Origin of the sequence: Tenacibaculum litopenaei (assembly GCF_964514025.1) — a bacterium.
GTDB classification, from domain to species: Bacteria; Bacteroidota; Bacteroidia; order Flavobacteriales; family Flavobacteriaceae; genus Polaribacter; species Polaribacter litopenaei.
In genome coordinates this window covers 1,224,757-1,226,031 of the sequence record NZ_CAZEQT010000006.1, presented here as the reverse complement: position 1 = coordinate 1,226,031, position 1,275 = coordinate 1,224,757, and the positions used below count along the sequence as shown (strand labels likewise).

Genomic DNA, 1,275 nt, shown 5'->3' with positions numbered 1-1,275 from the left:
ATTTTCAAAAAAAGATATTCCTTTTTCCTATAAATCTGATTACCATATAGGCGGAACTGCAGCACAAATTTGTAGTTTAATTAAGTATGCTCTAAATAGAGATATGGAAGAGTACAGAAATCCCTCGATAAGAAAACCTTGTTTTACAAATTATGAGGAATTAAAGGAAATTCTAAAAGAATCCTTGTTTTTGTATGAAGACATGAAAAAAGAGTTTTTCAAAATACATTCTTAAAAACTTTAAAAAAAGAAAAGAGACTGTCTAAAAAGTCAGTCTTTTTTTAACAGTATTTAAGCTCTTGTATGGATTGAGTTTGCAGATAGCGATCGACTACAAAAATAAACGCAAAAAAGCGGATTTGTTTTTAGATGTATGGAACGTTGTACATAGTATTATGCCTGAGTATCATCATGGTTATGGATACTAGAATAAATTTTTTTAAGAAAAATAACAATGGAAAAAACGGATAACATTCAAAAAAAAATTATTGAAGACGTAATCTACAATGCAGAAAAAATTTTAGAAGCCTTCAATAATGAACTTGATGGGGTATTAGACTACAGTGTTAAAAGCTTAGAAGTAATAGATGATGATTTATTAAGCCAATTTCATGAAAATTTACACGATGTAGATGAGACTATGAAAGAAAATGCTATCATCCAATTTGGGAGCTATATTTTTGAAGTAGCAAGAAGAAACTACGGCGGTAAATACTATTGGTATGAACAATTAGATCAACCTATTTTAGTAACAGGTCAACCTGACTTTGAAATATCAATTTTAGCTTTTGAAAAAGTAAAACAACGTATTGAAAATGGTTATGAAGATAATATTCCTTTCTTTTTTAAGGGGTATGTTCAAAAATTAGCTACTGCCAAAAAAGGAGATAAAGAACTTATTTGCTAATTGTTTTGTAAATTAAATGAGATATATTTAAAAAAAAACTAAATCACTCTGCACTCGAAGTACAGAGGTTTATTATACTGGGGACTAAAAGTCCCCTTTTTTATGCTAATATAAAATTAGAATTATCTGAATTTGTAAGCTTCCCAAAAAACTGCAATGTTTAAAAGTAGAAAAAATAGTATTAATTTTAAATAGAATGTAAAATAAGATTAAGAGCAGAGTAAATATAGTTTTATGATTGATGAAAAATACATCTATGAGAAAAGGCAATTAGAATTTTATAACAGTATAGACTACTATAAAAAATTAGAATCTTTATCAAAAAGATATCCTATTAATGACGGCCGTTTAGAGAAGTTAGACAAGAA

Annotated in this window: 1 protein-coding gene; it reads left to right on the top strand. The window is 27.5% G+C overall.

Annotated features, from left to right (window positions below; translation table 11 throughout):
• Positions 1-454: 454 nt before the first annotated feature.
• Positions 455-907 (top strand): hypothetical protein, encoded by a 453-nt coding sequence (locus tag ACKTS5_RS14205; RefSeq protein ID WP_408044540.1) that lies wholly within the window; start codon positions 455-457, stop codon positions 905-907.
• The last annotated feature ends 368 nt before the right edge of the window (positions 908-1,275 follow it).